We start from the raw sequence: 13,910 nt of genomic DNA, 5'->3' as shown, positions 1-13,910 counted from the left end.
TCCGATGCAGAACCTGAAAAATACGTCGGCGGCGCAGGGCTTCCAGCGCCCGCAAGGCACGCCGCCGCGACTCGGCGCGGAAATCCTGCGCGTGGCGAACGTCAGCCGCGGCTTCAATAAGACGCAGGGCGAACTGCTCGTGCTCGACGATGCGAACCTCTCGCTGCGCGAAGGCGAGATCGTCGGACTGCTCGGGCGTTCGGGCTCGGGCAAGTCGACGCTGTTGCGCATCATCGCCGGGCTGATCGAGCCGACGGCCGGCGAAGTGACCTATCTGGACAAGCCCTTGAGCGGACCCGCGAAGGGCGTCGCGATGGTGTTCCAGACGTTCGCGCTGTTTCCGTGGCTGACCGTGCTTCAGAACGTGGAAGCCGGTCTGGAAGCGCAGGGCGTGGGCGCGCGCGAGCGCCGTGAACGCGCGCTGGCCGCGATCGACCTGATCGGTCTCGACGGCTTCGAAAACGCGTATCCGCGCGAACTGTCGGGCGGCATGCGCCAGCGCGTGGGCTTCGCACGCGCGCTCGTCGTCGATCCGACGCTTCTGCTCATGGACGAGCCGTTCTCCGCGCTCGACGTGCTGACCGCCGAAAACCTGCGCACCGATCTGCTCGATCTCTGGACGCAAGGGCGCATGCCGATCAAGTCGGTGCTGATCGTCACGCACAACATCGAGGAAGCGGTGTTCATGTGCGACCGGATTCTGGTGCTGTCGTCGAATCCCGGTCGCGTGATGGCCGAGATCAAGGTGCCGTTCAAGCATCCGCGCAATCGTCTGGATCCGGCGTTCAGGCGTCTCGTCGACGATATCTACGCGAAAATGACCGCGCGCCAGATGGACGAAGCGAAGAAGAAGGGGCTCGAGTTGGGAAGCTGGCTGCCGTCGGTCTCGACCAACCTGATGGCGGGCCTCATCGAAACGCTCGCGGCCGAACCGTATCATGGCCGCGCGGACATGCCCGAAATCGCGCGCACGCTGCATCTCGAAGTCGATGATCTCTTTCCGATCGCGGAAGTGCTGCAGCACCTCGGTTTCGCCGATGTGCGCGAAGGCGATATTTTCCTCACGCCGCAAGCGCGTGTGTTCGCCGAGTTCGGCACGCAGGAGCGCAAGATGATGTTCGCGGAGCATCTGCTGCGTCACGTGCCGCTGGCCGCGCGGATCAAGAAGGTGCTGAACGAGCGGCCGGGACATCGCGCGCCGCGCGTGCGCTTCGAGCAGGAACTGGAGGACTTTCTCTCCGACAAGGCCGCGCAGGAGACGCTCGATGCGGTCATCGACTGGGGACGGTACGGGGAGATTTTCTCGTATAACGACCAGACGGAGATGCTGAGTCTGGAGGATGTGGAGGCTTAAGCGGCTTCGGGTTGGATTGAATCGAAAGCGCGGTTGCCGGTGACGGCACCGCGCTTTTTCATTGGCGTTGGCCGTTCGGCTGAACGTTCGTGCAGCGCGTTGAATCGTAACGTTTTCGTCTTGAAGATCACTGCTGCGTGTGTAAAGCTACACACGCAGCATTCGGAGACGAGATGGATTCATCGCGCTTGATTCGAATGCTGATGGATGACGGCTGGGAGCTTGTGCGGACTCGAGGCAGTCATCACCACTTCAGACACGGAACCAAAATCGGTCGCGTAACCGTGGTTCATCCAAAGAAAGACGTAGCGATCGGAACGGCCAGATCGGTTCTCAAAGGCGCCGGATTGCTCAACCGTCTGTATTCGTCGTAACGGAGCCGGACAATGGAATTTGCCCTCGCCATTCATAAAGATCCTGAAAGCAGCTACGGAGTGACCGTGCCCAACGTGCCGGGCGTTTTTTCAGCCGGAGATACGATCCACGAAGCGATCAAAAATGCGAAGGAAGCCATTTTTTTCCACATCGAGACGATCATCGAGGACGGCGCGGAAGTCTCGATCACGTCGCGAAGCATCGAGGAGTTGATCGTCGATCCGGATTTCGCCACGGCCATCTGGGCCTTCGTCGAAGTGGACCTCTCCAAGCTCGATTCCCGCCCGGAGCGCATCAACATCAGCCTGCCGCGATTCGTGCTGCACAAGATCGACAGCTATGTCGAAGCGCGCCACGAGACCCGCAGCGGGTTCCTCGCGCGCGTTGCGCTGGAAGCGATCGCCAACGGCTGAAGTCATGAAAAAAGCGCGGTGTCCGTGAGGAAACCGCGCTCTTCGGAAGACCAGCCGGGAAACTACTGCAAATTCCCCCACCGCTCGACCGCGGGCTCCGCCGACGCCCATTTCCATCCGCTCGGCTGCTGGCAAGCCGTTGCGACGAACCACTCGGCGGGCGCTTTCGCATCGTCGCCATCGACGACCGAGAACGCGAATTCCTTGCACGTCGCGAGCGCGCTGCCGAACTCGCGCAGCACGCGCACTTCACCGTGACCGTTCTCGACCGGCAAGGTGTGCTTGACCTTCCACGGCCTGGTTTCGCCGACCTGAGAGATGCCCGCCGTCACCGCGATCATGACCTGCTGATCCTGATGCAGCGATTTGGTGACGCGCTTGACGGCTTCGTCCGTGGCGGCCTGCACGGCGATGCCGACGCCGAGCCCGATGGCCGGATTCGTCGTGAACGCGCCCGTCGCGATGCCGGCCGTCGCGCCAGCCGCGGCGCCAATCGACGCGCAGCCGCTCATCGACACGCACACGGCCGCGCCCGCCGCGACGATGCCGAGACGCAGCGCCAGAGTTACGTCGAGCGACAGCGTCATTGCAGCGAACCCCAGCGCGGCGTAGCGGGCTCGGCCGAGGCCCACTTCCACTTGTCGCCGTCACGGCATACCGACGCGACGTAGAACGCGCTGTCGGCCGCGCGGTCTTTGGTTGCGTCGCGATCGACGGAGAACACGATCTCCTTGCACTCGAGCACGCCGCTGCTGATCGTGCGGCTCACCGTCACGCGGCCTTTCTCGTCTTCTTCGATCGGCACCGAATGCACCGCCTTCCACGGCGCAACCGCACCGACCGCGAGCGGACCGGCGGCCGATGCGATCTGATCCTGCGTGTTGGTATGAGCGACGCGCTGCGTGTACTGCACGCCCGCGCGGGCCGCGGCGACCGCGCCCAGACCGATGCCTGTCGCCACCGCGGCGTTGCTGGTGACGCTGTTCGCCACCGCCGCGCCCGCGATACCGGCGCCTGCTGTCGCGCCTTCGCTATAGAGCGAGTTACATCCACTGAGGCTCATGCAAGCGATGACGCCTGAAATGACCGCGGCGAGCGCGGCGGCGCGCGGGCTGCGCCGATGGACCCTGATCTGCATGTTGCTTTCCTTCGTCTACCGTATCCCGACGCTTGCCAATCGGGGTTCGAGGGCTCGAATCTTCTTGAGGTATCGCCCTCAAGTCGCCGCCCGGCAACGCAAAGTCGGCACGGTGCGCGGGCTTCGCGCATTTTGAAGCATGCTTCTAATTACCGGTTCGGGAAAATTGCAAGAAATTGCAAGCGCACGAAATGTGCCTCGATCCGCGTTTCGTCGCGGACAAAAAAAGCGAGCGCGGCCATGCGCGCTCGCTTCTCAAGTCATGTCGATGAAAGCCGGCAGGCGATTCAGTTCTCGCTGCCCGACGCCCCGTCGCCGCCTTCGGTATCCTCGTTTTCGTATGCGCCGAGGCGGTTATACAGGGTCTTGAGGCTCACGCCGAGCGCCTTTGCCGCGCGCCGCTTGTCGCCGCCGCAATGCTTGAGCGTGCCGAGGATGATCTGCTTCTGCGCATCGGCGAGCGGCGTGCCGACCCAGACGTTCATCGCGTCGCCCTGCGTGACGGGCTTCTTCACGCGCGACGCGAGATGCGGATGCGCGATCTCCACCGTCTTCTCCGCGAGGATGAACGCGCGATAGACCGTGTTCTTCAGTTCGCGCACGTTCCCCGGCCATGAGTACGTGCGCAGCACGTCGAGCGCGCGTTTGCTGAAGACCTTGCTCGTGCCTTCCTGCGCGTTCATCTCCGAGAGGAAATGCTGTGCGAGCAGTTCGCGGTCCGAATCGCGCTCGCGCAGCGGCGGCGCGCGCAACGGGAACACCGCAAGCCGATACATCAGATCCTCGCGCAAGCCGTTTTCCTTCACGGCCGTGACGGGATCGCGATTGGTCGCCGCGATCACGCGCACATCCGAGCTGATGAGATCGTTGCCGCCGACGCGAAAGAACGTGCCCGTTTCCAGCGCGCGCAGCAGCTTCACCTGCCGCACCGGCGACATCTCCGTGACTTCATCGAGAAAGAGCGTGCCGCCGTTCGCGTGCTCGAAATAGCCGATACGCCCCTGCACCGCGCCCGTGAAGCTGCCTTTCTCGTGACCGAAGAGTTCGGCTTCGATGAGGTTGTCGGGAATCGCGCCGCAGTTCACCGCGATGAACGGCGCGTCCTTGCGCGCGCTGTGGTCGTGGATCGTCCGGGCGACGAGCTCCTTGCCGGTGCCCGACTCGCCGATGATGAGCGCCGTCGCATCGGTGGCGGCGACGCGCTCGATTTGCGCATACAGCTCCAGCATCACGGGCGACGAGCCGTAGAGCAGTCCATAGGACTTCAGGCCCGGCACTTCTCCCGTGTTGCGCTTTCTTTGCGCGGGTGTATCTCCGACCGCGGTGGGCGGCGGATCCAGATCGGTTGACGCCATGTGTCCTGATCGTTCCAGTTCTGCGTATGTCGTGGGCGGGCGGCGGCCTGCGCGGGCGCCCCCGGTCGTGCAGCCGGCGGGGCGCGGTTCGGCGCGCGCGAGCGGCGCAACCGTGGGTGACCGCGCGCATCGGCATATGACGCGCCCGTGCGCGTTGCCCGTCGTGCTCACGCTAGCCGTGAGCCGCTCTTCCTCATAGTGCGTCGGTCCAGGAACGTCTGCATCGGATATTTCGCAGCGCCGATTGTTTACAGACGAGCCTATCTCATAAACGCTATTTAACCATTCGCAACGACATTGCGGCAATGCGCTGGCCGGCCGGGGGCGCATTTTGTCTGAACGGCGCGGTGAGTGCGGCGCACTTCCGGAAAGGTTCTCCTTTACGCACCGAGAATTTACAAAGGCACAGCGTAATTGTTACCCGATCATCGGCGGCGGGACGTGGCGGGCGAGCGCCAAACTCCGGTTCAGCGTCACTGGCACGAAAGCTGCATGAGCTCGGTCATCGTGATACTTGTTCGAAAGTCGCCGACGAGCATCGCCCTGAGGCGCACACACGAGAATGGGCGAGAGAGGCAAAAGCATCATGGAAGACTTCTTTATTTTCGACGGGGCCGCACACGAGCGCACCATGCCCACACGGCCGCTTCGCACGCGACGCGCGTACGGTTCGGGCGGTGATCGCCAGGAACTCGTGACGGGCGAGCCGATCGACATCTATCACTGGGCCGCCGTCGCGCTTGTGACCGCGCTGATGTGCGCGGTGCTAGGCTATGCGGCGGGCACCCCCGCGCTCGCGCGCGCCGCGAACGTGACGAGCCTCGTGTTCGGCGCGATGGGCGGCGCGCTGATGGCAAGCGGCGTCGTGCGCAGCCTGCGCGCACGTCTCGAAGCAGGCGGGCGCCTTGCCGTGCCCCGCCTTCCTGTCGCCGAAACGCGCTGATTGTTGCGTCGGCGCGCTCAGACAAACCCAATTAGGCGAGGACTACATCTTATGAGTCAAACGACTGTCCAGCTTGCGTTGGGCAAGCAAAAGATCATCGAAGACATCAAAGTGCTTCTGAACGATTCGGAGGAATTGCTGCGTTTATCGGCGACGCTGCCCGGCGAGGGCGTCGAAGCGCTGCGCACGCGTCTGCGTGATCACGTCGATTCGGCGCGCAGCGCGCTGGAAGATGCGCAGGCGAATGCGCAAAGCCGTTATCGCGCGGGCGTCGATTGCACCGAGAAATACGTGAAGGACAATCCGTGGCAGTCGCTCGGCATTGCGGCGGGCGTCGGCTTTCTGGTGGGGCTTCTGGTTTCCCGCTGATTCGCCGCACATTCAACATGAATGCGCAGCGCCGTCGTTAATCGCGGCGGCGAATTTTATTGATGATGGGAGAGAACACAATGGCACGGCCCTCGATCGGAATTTTCGGCGCGTTGTTCGCAGTTGGCAGCGTTCTCGCGTGGAAGTGGGTGCAGTCGCAGGATCTCGCGGGACGGCGCGCGGCGCGTGACCTGAACCGCTGGGAAGACGAGGGCGGCAAAGTGCTGAGCCCGTCGACCGGCGCAAGCGCGAAGGCCGTAAATGGCCATGGCGTCGTCGGCGGCACTCCGGATGCGTGGCATTTTCCGCGGAGTTGAGCCCGGCTGCTTCATCCCGCTACCGCTTTTTAATGATGCGACCAAAGAAACGCGCGCTGAATCAGCGTGCGTTTTTTAGCGTGATAAACGCTTATAATCGGTGAAACTCCGGCCATAAGTTGTCTAAATGGAAAAACTTACGCTGGGTTTGAACCAAGCGTACGGATCATCGGAAATTATTCTATTTTTTGCGCATTTTGCGTCGCGTCGATTACCTTTAATTGGCGGACATCGCGAATCGCACCGGCCCGTCGGCGTCCATGCCGCACGGAGAAGACCATGCCACATCATGGCGTGTGACCTGAAAACGCTTTGGAAGAATTCGAGACGCAATGCCACACGTATTGATTGTCGATGACGATCCCAGTACCCGCGAGGCGCTAGCCGCGATCATCGGCGAAGACGGATTGACGACGGCCACCGCCGGCGATTTGCGCGAGGCACGCATTCAGCTCGTGCGGCAGACGCCGGACGTCGTATTCACCGATCTCAAGCTGCCCGACGGCACGGGCGTCGATCTTTTCGAGGATCTCGACCCGCGCTCGGGCGTCGAGGTGATCGTGATAACCGGCCACGCAACGGTGGAATCCGCTGTCAGCGCGCTCAAGATGGGCGCGACAGACTACCTCGTCAAACCGATCAACATGCAGCGCGTGAAGGCCATCCTCTCGCGCCTGCCGCGCGCCGGCGACCTGAAAGCGGAAATCGGCACCTTGCGCGGCGAGTTGCGCCGCATGGGCCGCTTCGGTCTGATGCTCGGCAATTCGCCCGCGATGCAAACGGTGTATGACCAGATCGGCCGGGTCGCGCCGACGGCCGCGTCCGTGTTGCTGATCGGCGAATCGGGAACCGGCAAGGAAGTCGCCGCGCAGACGCTGCACGAGCTTAGCCTACGCCGCAAGCATTCGTTCATCGCGGTGAACTGCGGGGCGATCTCGCCGAACCTGATCGAATCGGAGATGTTCGGCCACGAGCGCGGCTCGTTCACGGGCGCGGATCGGCAGCACAAGGGCTATTTCGAGCGCGCGAACGGCGGCACGCTGTTCCTCGACGAAATCACCGAAATGCCGATTGAGCTTCAGGTGAAGTTGCTGCGCGTGCTGGAGACGGGCATGTTCATGCGCGTCGGCACGACCAAGGAACTCGAGACGGACGTGCGCCTCATCGCCGCGACCAATCGCGATCCCGAGCAGGCCGTGCTCGAAGGCAAACTGCGCCTCGACCTCTATCACCGGCTGAACGTATTTCCGATCAACCTGCCGCCGTTGCGCGAGCGGGGCAAGGACGTCGAGTTGCTCGGACAAGCTTTCCTCGACGAGCTGAACTCCCGCTACAACACGAAAAAAGGCTTTCCGCCGGCCGTGCGCGAGATGCTGGCGTCGTACAACTGGCCGGGCAACGTGCGCGAGCTGAAGAACTACGTGCAGCGCGCGTACATCATGTCGGCGACGGATTCGGACAGCACGGCCACGGTGCCGCTGCAGATTTCGCTGTCGAAGCCATCGGCGGGCACGGCGGTGACCATTCCGTTCGGCACGTCGCTCGCGCAGGCCGACCGTCAGCTCATCCTCGCCACGCTCGACCAGTGCGGCGGCGTGAAGACGCGCGCCGCCGAAATCCTCGGCATCAGCCTGAAAACGCTTTATAACCGGCTCGTCGAGTACGGCGAGGACGCGAACAAGGCTGCTGTCGGAGAAGGCGGCGACATGAACGAGGCAGATAGCGAAAATACCTGAACGTCGCTTATCTTTAGACGAAAACAACGCCTGCGGCTTTTAAAGTGCGCAGGCGTTTTTCATTGGCAGGCGCGTTTTCTACGCCGATAATGTGACAGGAGATGCGCAACGGAGACTGATGAGGGGCATGCCCCTTGCTGCCGATCGAATGACATCCGCGCGTGGCGCGCAGGCGCCGACGGATGGCGAAAGTACGATCACAAGACCGCAAGGAGCCCGCCATGCCACACAGCCCGTCCAGTCGCGCTTCCGATGTTCATCGTATCGAAGCACAGACGCCGCAGCCGCCGGACCCGCCGGTAACGCCGCCCGACCAGCCGCCGCCCACGCCGATTCCGCCCGACACGAATCCGGATCCGACGCGCGAGCCGCCCGAGCCGCCGTCGCAGCCGATCGGCGATCCGCCGCCGGGGCCGGGCGAAACGCCGCACGTGTATTAGCAACGCAGAAGGACGCAGGACTGCAGACGTTGGACAATGCCCAGAATTCGTGCAAGGTCTGAATAAGTTTCCATCCGCAGCGTAGAGATTACAACGGATGGTGCAACTATGACCGGCGACACGTTCTGTCGCCGGTCGCTTTTTCTGAAGCCGCGCTTGCCCAAGCGCAACGGTCCGACGCCGCCGACGTCACTATCGCGACGGCCTTCTTCTCTGGAGGCATCATGAGGCATCCCGCACTCCGACGCTCCGCGCGTCATTCTTCCAAGCGCGAAGCGCGCGCCGAAGCCGCCAAGGCAGCCGGCGCCCAGGGCGCATCGGCGCCGCCCGCCGATCACGATCCCGCCGGCCAGAACCGCCCCGCGCCTGGCGTGCCGCCCGATGGCGAGCACAATCAGGGCGGCGTGCGTCGCGAAGGGATCGACTATCAACGCGACCTGGGCTCCGAGCAGGACTCGTGATTACCGGCCGGCGGACGCACCCGGCACAAGAATAAAAATTTCTACGCGGCGTGCGTTCGCCGCGTATTTTCGTTCGTCCGTAACATCTTCATACAAACTTTCATTTACAAATACCCACAAAAAGGCACAGCTTTTGCATACCCTTGATCGCCAATTCGAGCATGCAACGACAACTGATGAGGTGATGCTGTAATGAGCAGATTGATCGTGGTATCGAATCGCGTCGCACCGATCCAGGAAGGCAAGCCCAGCGCGGGCGGCCTCGCGATCGGCGTTCTCGATGCGCTCAAGGAGACTGGGGGCGTGTGGTTCGGATGGAGCGGCGAGATCGTCGGCGAGGCGGGCGCTCCGGTCGTTGAGAAAGGCGGCAAAGTGACCTACGCGACGGTCGGACTCACGCGCCGCGATTACGACCAGTACTACCGAGGTTTCTCGAACGCCACGCTGTGGCCGACCTTTCACTATCGCAACGATCTCTCGCGCTTCGATCGCGAGGAATATGCGGGTTATATGCGCGTCAATGCCAGCCTCGCCACGAAGCTGAAGACGATGCTCAAGCCCGACGACATCATCTGGGTGCACGACTATCACATGCTCCCGTTCGCGCAGGAGTTGCGAAAGCTCGGCGTCGCGAATCCGATCGGCTTCTTTCTGCACATTCCGTTTCCGGTGCCGGAAATTATGCGCACGGTGCCGCCGCACGAGGAACTGATCGCGGCGATGTGCCAGTACGACGTCGTTGGCTTCCAGACCGACAACGACAAGCAGTCTTTCATTGATTATGTGGAGCGCACGAGCCGCGGCCACTTCAACGAAGACGACGGCATGCTGCAGGCGTTCGGCCGCATGCTGAAAGTGGGCGCATATCCGATCGGCATCTATCCGGACGCCATCGCGAAGGCCGCCGACCAGTTCGCGAACCGCAAGCAGGTGAAAAGCCTGCGCGACAGCATGCACGGGCGCAAGCTCATCATGAGCGTCGACCGGCTCGACTATTCGAAGGGTCTCGTCGAGCGCTTTCAGGCGTTCGAGCGGCTTTTGCTGAACGCGCCCGGCTGGCATGGCCGCGTGTCGCTCGTGCAGATCGCGCCGCCGACGCGCTCGGACGTGCAGACCTATCAGCGCATCCGCCAGAATCTGGAAGGCGAGGCGGGCCGCATCAACGGGCGTTTCGCCCAGCTCGACTGGACGCCGATCCAGTATCTGAACCGCAAATACGAGCGCAATCTGCTGATGGCGCTGTTCCGTCTCTCGCAGGTCGGCTATGTCACGCCGCTGCGCGACGGCATGAATCTCGTCGCGAAGGAGTATGTCGCGTCACAGGATCCGGCCGATCCGGGCGCGCTCGTTCTGTCGCAATTCGCGGGCGCGGCGGATCAATTGCCGGGCGCGCTCGTCGTCAATCCGTTCGATCTGTCGCAGATGTCCGAGGCACTGGAGCGCGCGCTGTCGATGCCGCTCGCCGAGCGTCAGGCGCGTCACGCGGACATGATGGCGCCGTTGCGCGAGAACAATCTTTCGGTATGGCGCGATTCGTTCCTGTCGGACTTGCGCAGCGTCGCGACAGCGACATCGGTGACCGAAAAAACCGTCAATACGGTGAGGCAGGGCGCGACCGGCGCCAAGCGCCCGGCGGCGAAGGCCTGAGCCCGCGCCAAATCTCGTTTTGCACATACAGCCCCGCGCCTCAAAAGAAGCGCGGGGTTTTTTCATGCGCCAAGCCGGAGATCGCGGAACGGGACTTGCGGATTCATCATCGACACGATCCCAGGAGGTCATGATGAGCGGAAGTACATTGAACCCGCCCGAAGACGACGGCGCGGAGTACGGCAAGGGGCACGGCACCGGGGCGCTCGGCCCGAGCGACTCGTCGGACAGCGGCTCGGACGTGCAGGGCGAAAAGCGCTATCCGGGCGACATCGAAGATGAACTCGACGCGCACGCGCTCGGCCAGTCCAAAGCCGAACTGAACAGCGATACGGACCGCTTCGGCACCGGCGAGACCGCGTCGGCGGACGGCGACAACAATCTGGAAGCCGACGCCGATATCCTGCCCGACGAGATCGAGGACGAAGCCCGCGGCCTCGCCGACGAGGACGCCGACCCGGCCGACGATCGACCCTGAGACCCTGAGACCCTGATACGCAGCGGGACAACGCAACATGAACGCGGCGCGCTTCCAGTGGAAGCGCGCCGTTTTTTACACACGATTCGCAGCGCGGGGCTAACATCGTCGATTGACACTTCAAGCCGCGCTCACGCTTTCCGCCGATGGATCAGGACGTCTCCGCCACTCAATCCGCGCCTGTCGCTTCGGGCCGCACGTCGCGGTTCGGCTGGTTTTCGTGGATCGTCGATCCGATCATGCAATGGTCGCAGGATCATTGCCTGATGTTCTCGGCGTCGATCGCATTCTTTGCCGCGTTCTCGCTCGCGCCGACGCTCGTCATCGTGATCGCGGTGGCGAGCGTGTTCTTCGGCGCCGATGCCGTGCAAGGGCGGCTCTTCGACGAGATAAGCGGTGTCGTGGGCGTGGACGCGGCTCACACGCTGGAGGCAATCGTCGCGAACGCGTGGCATGCGGACATCGCGCGCAGCACGGCGATTCTCTCGCTCGCGGGCGTGCTGATCGGCGCGTCGGCGACGTTCTCGTCGTTGCATAGCGCGCTCAATGTCATCTGGCCGACGCCCGCCGTGAGCACGCGCGAGAGCATCGTCACGCTGCTGCGCGTGAGGCTGATGTCGTTCGGACTCGTGGTCGGCTCCGGTTTGCTCGTCGCGATCCTGCTCGTGCTCGATGCGCTCGTCGAAATACTCGGCCATTGGGTGCTCGGCGACGGCAGTCCGTTCATTGTGCTGTCAGGCCTCACGCGGCGCGCGATATCCATCGGCGTGCTGATGGTCGCCTTCACCGTGCTGCTCAAGTTTCTGCCGACGACGCGCATGCGCTGGGGCGATGCCGCGCTCGGCGCGACCGCCGCCGCGCTGCTTTTCGAAGGCGGCAAGCGGCTCTTCGCGTTCTATCTCGCGCACGCGGGCACGGCGAACATGTTCGGCGCGGCGGGGTCGCTTGCGATCATCCTCATGTGGCTTTATTACTCGGCGGCGGTGTTTCTGCTCGGCGCGGAGCTTTCGGCGACGGCCGCGAGAAAGCGCACGCATCGGGCGTCGGGGTGGCGCTGATCGCGGACAAAAAAAGGCCGTCCGAGAACGGACGGCCTGTCACTTACGCTCCTGTCGCTCAGGCGCCTCGCTTGACCGGGTCGTCGCCGAGCGCTTGAGAGCGTGAAACCATCATGCCTGACGGCGCAGTTCCGCGGGCGGCACCTTCATGAGATGTCGATACTTCGCCACCGTGCGCCTGGCGACGATCACGCCCTGATCCGCGAGCATCTTCGCGAGACTCACATCGGACAGCGGATCGCGCGTGTTCTCCTTCGAGATCATTTCCTTGAGCAGCGCGCGCACCGCCGCGGCCGAACATGTGCCACCGCTTTCCGTGCTCAATTCGCGCGGGAAGAAGTGTTTGAACTCGAAGATGCCGCGCGGCGTGGACATGTACTTGTTGCCCGTGGCGCGCGAGATGGTCGATTCGTGCAGGCCGAGCTCATCGGCGACATCGCGCAGCACGAGCGGCTTCAGCGCGATCTCGCCGTAGTCAAAGAACGCCTTCTGATGCGAGACGATGCATTCGGCAACGCGCTGGATCGTCGTGAAGCGCTGCTGCGCGTTGCGGATCAGCCAGCGCGCTTCCTGCAATTGCTGCGCGAGCGGCGAGCGACTTGCGCCGGCCGATTGCGCGAAAAGCTCCGCGTACATGCGATGGATACGCGCGCGCGGCAGCACGGCCGGGTTGATCGTCACGACCCATTGCTTCTTCACCGGACGCACGATGACGTCGGGCACCACGTAGTTGTCCTCGCTCTGACCGTAGTTCTCGCCCGGCTTCGGATCGAGGCGGCGCACGAGCGCGCAAGCGACGCGCAGTTCATCCGCGCTGCAGCCGATCTTCTTCTGCAGCTCGGCCTGCTCGCGCCGCGCAAGACGCTCCAGATGATGCCCGACGATCTCGAGCGCAACCGCGCGTCCCGGCGTGTCCTCTTCGAGCGCTTCGAGCTGCAGTGTCAGACATTCCGAGAGATTGCGCGCGCCGACGCCCGGCTTGTCGAGCGACTGCACGAGCTTGAGCGCGATGTTGAGTTCGTCCTCGTGCAGCGCGGGTTCGATCTCGACGACATTCGCGAGCTCGCTCAATTCCTGGCGCAGATAGCCGTCATCATCGAGTGCTTCGATGATGAGTTGCGCAATCGCGCGATCGCGCTCGTTCAACTGATAGAGCCGCAATGCATCGTGGAGCGTTTCGTGCAGCGACGGCTCGATGCGCACCCAGTCCGCCGGATCGGAGCCTTCGCCGTCGCCGTTGTTGCGCGACGAACCGCGTCCGAACGGATCGGACGAGAACTCGTTCATGGAGTCGTCGCGCGATTCCGAATCGGCCCTTTGCTCGCTTTCCATGTTCGATTCGGACGCGAGCGGGGCTTCGGCGGTGTTGCTGTCCGTGGTCGACGAGGCCGATTCGCCCATCGAGCTGCCGTTATCGGCGCCGAGGGCGTTGTCTTCGGTCTGCGACTCGTCGTATTCGAGAAAGGGATTCGTGTCGAGCGCGTTGCGCAGTTCTTGCTGGAACTCCAGGGACGAGAGTTGCAGGAGACGCACGGACTGCTGCAGACGCGGCGTAAGCGCGAGGGTTTGTTTCGCGCGGAGTTCGAGTGTAGGCGGCATTGCTTGCTAATCCTCGATTGTTCTAGACGTAGTGGGCTGGTTTGCGGATCAGTAAAGCAACAGCCGTGCCATCGTTCGATAAGCTCGCGCCGCGTCTACGTTTTTTGCAGTCCGCCCGGCGTTTCCGGACTGTTCGACACGCGGGTTTCACGCAGTTTTTACACGCGCTCAGACAAAAGCGCCGCGCGTTTCGGGCGGCGTCGCGTGCGCTGCGGCGGACGATTTTG

Annotated in this window: 16 protein-coding genes; 12 read left to right on the top strand and 4 right to left on the bottom strand. The window is 63.1% G+C overall.

Translation table 11 applies throughout. From position 1 onward, the window contains the following. Positions 1-4 precede the first annotated feature (4 nt). From ACEN42_RS11040 to ACEN42_RS11030, 3 genes are all read left to right on the top strand, one after another. Positions 5-1,354 carry an AAA-associated domain-containing protein gene (locus tag ACEN42_RS11040; protein ID WP_035506214.1) on the top strand — a complete coding sequence of 450 codons (1,350 nt, stop codon included), beginning with the start codon at positions 5-7 and terminating at the stop codon, positions 1,352-1,354. 173 nt (positions 1,355-1,527) lie between these two features. Next, positions 1,528-1,728 (top strand): type II toxin-antitoxin system HicA family toxin, encoded by a 201-nt coding sequence (locus ACEN42_RS11035; protein ID WP_035506216.1) that lies wholly within the window; start codon positions 1,528-1,530, stop codon positions 1,726-1,728. Between the two features lie 12 nt (positions 1,729-1,740). Beyond that, positions 1,741-2,142 carry a type II toxin-antitoxin system HicB family antitoxin gene (locus tag ACEN42_RS11030; RefSeq protein WP_187607178.1) on the top strand — a complete coding sequence of 134 codons (402 nt, stop codon included), beginning with the start codon at positions 1,741-1,743 and terminating at the stop codon, positions 2,140-2,142. 62 nt (positions 2,143-2,204) lie between these two features. Here ACEN42_RS11030 and ACEN42_RS11025 read toward each other — a convergent pair whose 3' ends face one another. From ACEN42_RS11025 to ACEN42_RS11015, 3 genes are all read right to left on the bottom strand, one after another. Then, positions 2,205-2,729, bottom strand: coding sequence for a hypothetical protein (locus ACEN42_RS11025; protein ID WP_238288141.1), 525 nt, complete (start codon positions 2,727-2,729; stop codon positions 2,205-2,207). After that, positions 2,726-3,280 carry a hypothetical protein gene (locus ACEN42_RS11020; RefSeq protein WP_035506224.1) on the bottom strand — a complete coding sequence of 185 codons (555 nt, stop codon included), beginning with the start codon at positions 3,278-3,280 and terminating at the stop codon, positions 2,726-2,728. The genes ACEN42_RS11025 and ACEN42_RS11020 overlap by 4 nt, the downstream gene beginning before the upstream one ends. A gap of 287 nt (positions 3,281-3,567) precedes the next feature. Next, positions 3,568-4,635, bottom strand: coding sequence for a sigma-54 interaction domain-containing protein (locus tag ACEN42_RS11015; RefSeq protein WP_371879938.1), 1,068 nt, complete (start codon positions 4,633-4,635; stop codon positions 3,568-3,570). Positions 4,636-5,266: 631 nt separating this feature from the next. Between ACEN42_RS11015 and ACEN42_RS11010 the strand changes: the two genes are divergently transcribed. The 9 genes from ACEN42_RS11010 (at position 5,267) to ACEN42_RS10970 (ending at position 12,084) form a co-directional block, all read left to right on the top strand. Further along, positions 5,267-5,578, top strand: coding sequence for a hypothetical protein (locus ACEN42_RS11010; protein ID WP_374191180.1), 312 nt, complete (start codon positions 5,267-5,269; stop codon positions 5,576-5,578). A gap of 51 nt (positions 5,579-5,629) precedes the next feature. After that, positions 5,630-5,947 (top strand): YqjD family protein, encoded by a 318-nt coding sequence (locus tag ACEN42_RS11005; RefSeq protein ID WP_238210135.1) that lies wholly within the window; start codon positions 5,630-5,632, stop codon positions 5,945-5,947. A gap of 80 nt (positions 5,948-6,027) precedes the next feature. Beyond that, positions 6,028-6,264 (top strand): hypothetical protein, encoded by a 237-nt coding sequence (locus ACEN42_RS11000; RefSeq protein ID WP_035506230.1) that lies wholly within the window; start codon positions 6,028-6,030, stop codon positions 6,262-6,264. 332 nt (positions 6,265-6,596) lie between these two features. Then, a complete protein-coding gene (locus tag ACEN42_RS10995; protein WP_035506232.1) occupies positions 6,597-8,000 on the top strand; it encodes a sigma-54 dependent transcriptional regulator in 1,404 nt (467 codons plus the stop codon). 221 nt (positions 8,001-8,221) lie between these two features. Further along, positions 8,222-8,440: a hypothetical protein gene (locus ACEN42_RS10990; RefSeq protein ID WP_187607173.1), complete on the top strand. Its 219-nt coding sequence runs from the start codon at positions 8,222-8,224 to the stop codon at positions 8,438-8,440. Positions 8,441-8,664: 224 nt separating this feature from the next. Continuing rightward, complete coding sequence (locus tag ACEN42_RS10985) at positions 8,665-8,901, top strand: hypothetical protein (protein WP_035506237.1); 237 nt, start codon at positions 8,665-8,667, stop codon at positions 8,899-8,901. A gap of 192 nt (positions 8,902-9,093) precedes the next feature. After that, positions 9,094-10,548 carry an alpha,alpha-trehalose-phosphate synthase (UDP-forming) gene (gene otsA / locus ACEN42_RS10980; protein WP_250483257.1) on the top strand — a complete coding sequence of 485 codons (1,455 nt, stop codon included), beginning with the start codon at positions 9,094-9,096 and terminating at the stop codon, positions 10,546-10,548. Positions 10,549-10,678: 130 nt separating this feature from the next. Next, a complete protein-coding gene (locus tag ACEN42_RS10975; protein ID WP_187607172.1) occupies positions 10,679-11,026 on the top strand; it encodes a chemotaxis protein in 348 nt (115 codons plus the stop codon). Positions 11,027-11,172: 146 nt separating this feature from the next. After that, a complete protein-coding gene (locus ACEN42_RS10970) occupies positions 11,173-12,084 on the top strand; it encodes a YihY/virulence factor BrkB family protein (RefSeq protein WP_371879936.1) in 912 nt (303 codons plus the stop codon). A gap of 111 nt (positions 12,085-12,195) precedes the next feature. Here ACEN42_RS10970 and ACEN42_RS10965 read toward each other — a convergent pair whose 3' ends face one another. Continuing rightward, a complete protein-coding gene (locus ACEN42_RS10965) occupies positions 12,196-13,683 on the bottom strand; it encodes an RNA polymerase factor sigma-54 (protein WP_371879935.1) in 1,488 nt (495 codons plus the stop codon). Positions 13,684-13,910: the final 227 nt, after the last annotated feature.

The organism is Caballeronia sp. S22 (assembly GCF_964261745.1).
Taxonomy (GTDB): Bacteria; Pseudomonadota; Gammaproteobacteria; order Burkholderiales; family Burkholderiaceae; genus Caballeronia; species Caballeronia jiangsuensis.
The sequence above is the reverse complement of the archived record's forward strand: the minus strand, read 5'-3'. Positions and strand labels throughout refer to the sequence as shown.